Annotated in this window: 1 protein-coding gene and 1 pseudogene; both read left to right on the top strand. The window is 61.4% G+C overall.

Annotated features, from left to right (window positions below; translation table 11 throughout):
- Positions 1-54: 54 nt before the first annotated feature.
- Positions 55-2115: a dimethylglycine demethylation protein DgcA gene (gene dgcA / locus AC1DH9_RS26275; protein ID WP_427545906.1), complete on the top strand. Its 2061-nt coding sequence runs from the start codon at positions 55-57 to the stop codon at positions 2113-2115.
- 210 nt (positions 2116-2325) lie between these two features.
- Positions 2326-3000: pseudogene (dgcB, locus tag AC1DH9_RS26270) on the top strand (dimethylglycine demethylation protein DgcB); the annotation flags it as partial.

Genomic DNA, 3000 nt, shown 5'->3' with positions numbered 1-3000 from the left:
GGCCACGACGACGGCTTGTTCACCGTCAAGCCGTTGTAAGTCGAGGATCCTGCCATGGCTTTCGAAGCAATGTTCCAGCCGATTCAAATCGGCAAACTGACCATCCGCAACCGCGTGCTCAGCACCGCGCACGCCGAGGTTTACGCCACCGACGGCGGTATGACCACCGATCGGTACGTGAAGTACTACGAAGAGAAAGCCAAGGGCGGGATCGGCCTGGCGATTTGCGGCGGTTCTTCCAGCGTCGCCATCGACAGCCCGCAAGGCTGGTGGAAGTCGGTCAACCTGGCCGACGACCGGATTATTCCGCACTTCCAGAACCTGGCTGATGCCATGCACAAGCATGGCGCCAAGATCATGATCCAGATTACCCACATGGGCCGTCGTTCGCGTTGGGATGGCGAGCATTGGCCGACCCTGCTGTCGCCGTCGGGCATCCGTGAACCGGTGCACCGCGCGACCTGCAAAACCATCGAGCCGGAAGAAATCTGGCGGGTGATCGGCAACTACGCCAGTGCTGCTGCGCGTGCCAAGGCCGGTGGCCTGGACGGCGTAGAACTGTCGGCAGTGCACCAGCACATGATCGACCAGTTCTGGAGCCCGCGCGTCAACAAACGTACCGACGAATGGGGCGGCAGTTTCGAGAACCGCATGCGTTTCGGCCTGGAAGTAATCAAGGCTGTGCGTAAGGAAGTCGGTCCGGACTTCTGCGTCGGCATCCGTATCTGCGGTGACGAATTCCACCCTGATGGCCTGAGCCATGAGGACATGAAGCAGATCGCCAAGTACTACGACGACACCGGCATGATCGACTTCATCGGCGTCGTGGGTTCGGGGTGCGATACCCACAACACCCTGGCCAACGTTATCCCCAACATGAGTTATCCACCGGAGCCGTTCCTGCACTTGGCGGCCGGTATCAAGGAAGTGGTCAAGGCCCCGGTGCTGCACGCGCAGAACATCAAGGACCCGAACCAGGCAACCCGTATTCTGGAAGGCGGTTACGTCGACATGGTCGGCATGACCCGTGCGCACATCGCCGACCCGCACCTGATCGCCAAGATCAAGATGGGCCAGATCGACCAGATCAAACAATGCGTGGGTGCCAACTACTGCATCGACCGTCAGTACCAGGGTCTGGACGTGCTGTGCATCCAGAACGCCGCGACCTCCCGTGAATACATGGGCGTACCGCACATCATCGAGAAATCGACCGGTGTGAAACGCAAAGTCGTGGTGGTCGGTGCTGGCCCTGCGGGGATGGAAGCGGCACGTGTAGCCGCCGAACGTGGCCACGACGTGACCCTGTTCGAGAAGAAAGAATTCATCGGCGGACAGATCACTACCGCCTCGAAAGCCCCGCAACGGGACCAGATCGCCGGTATCACCCGTTGGTTCCAGCTGGAACTGGCGCGTTTGAAGGTCGACCTGCGCCTGGGCGTGGCCGCCGACGCGGCGACCATTCTCGACCTGCGTCCGGACATCGTGGTGCTCGCCGTTGGCGGTCATCCGTTCCTGGAGCAGAACGAACACTGGGGCGCGGCTGAAGGCCTGGTGGTCAGCAGTTGGGACGTGCTCGACGGCAAGGTTGCGCCGGGCAAGAACGTGCTGGTCTACGACACCATTTGCGAGTTCACCGGGATGTCGGTTGCCGACTACCTCGCCGACAAGGGCAGCCAGGTCGAGATCGTCACCGACGACATCAAGCCGGGCGTGGCCATCGGCGGCACGTCGTTCCCGACGTACTACCGCAGCATGTACCCGAAAGAAGTGATCATGACCGGCGACATGATGCTCGATAAGGTCTACCGCGAAGGCGACAAGCTGGTGGCGGTACTGGAAAACGAATACACCGGCGCCAAAGAGGAGCGGGTGGTCGACCAGGTCGTGGTCGAGAACGGCGTGCGGCCGGACGAAGAAATCTACTACGCGCTGAAGGAAGGCTCGCGCAACAAAGGCCAGATGGATATCGAAGCCTTGTTCGCGATCAAGCCTCAGCCATCGTTGAGCCAGTCGGGTGACGGCTACTTGCTGTTCCGCATCGGTGACTGCGTGGCCCAGCGCAACACGCACGCGGCGATCTACGACGCGTTGCGGTTGTGCAAGGATTTCTAACGGATTTACCACCATCACCTGTGGCGAGGGAGCTTGCTCCCGCTGGGCTGCGAAGCAGCCCCAAAACCTGCAGTCGAGGTGTATCAGGTGTACACCTGAGACTGTTTTGGGAGCGCTTCGCACTCCAGCGGGAGCAAGCTCCCTCGCCACAAGTAGGTGCGTCGCTCTCATCGGCACGCACATGACCCCGAGGTCTTTGGGAGCTCCACCATGTTAAACACCCTTCTTCCCATCCTGCTGTTTGCTGCCCTGGGCCTGGCTGTCCTGGGCGCGTTGCGGCGGGTGGCCATGTGGCGCCGGGGCCGTGCGTCCAAGGTCGATCTGATCGGCGGCCTGCTGGCCATGCCCAAACGCTACATGGTCGATCTGCACCACGTGGTGGCGCGGGACAAATACATCGCCAACACCCACGTCGCCACGGCGGGTGGTGCGGTGGCGTCCATCGTGCTGGCGATCCTGGTTCACGGTTTTGGCCTGCATAACCGTTTCCTCGGTTATGCACTGTTGTTGATGACGGCAGTGATGTTCGTCGGGGCGATCTTTGTTTACCTGCGTCGGCGCAACCCGCCGGCGCGTTTATCCAAAGGTCCGTGGATGCGCTTGCCGAAAAGTTTGCTGGCATTCTCGGCGTCGTTCTTCCTGGTGACCCTGCCGGTGGCGGGCATCCTTCCGGAAAACTTCGGCGGTTGGCTGTTGGCGGCGATCCTCGGTGTCGGCGTGCTGTGGGGCGTGTCCGAGTTGTTCTTCGGCATGACCTGGGGCGGGCCGATGAAGCACGCCTTCGCCGGTGCCTTGCACCTGGCCTGGCACCGTCGCGCCGAACGTTTTGGTGGTGGTCGTTCTACAGGTCTTAAACCGCTTGACCTGAACGATCCGCAAGCCCCC

This window comes from Pseudomonas sp. 05T35, from assembly GCF_056396605.1.
Note: the sequence above shows the minus strand (reverse complement) of the source record. Positions and strands in the feature narration are given on the sequence as shown.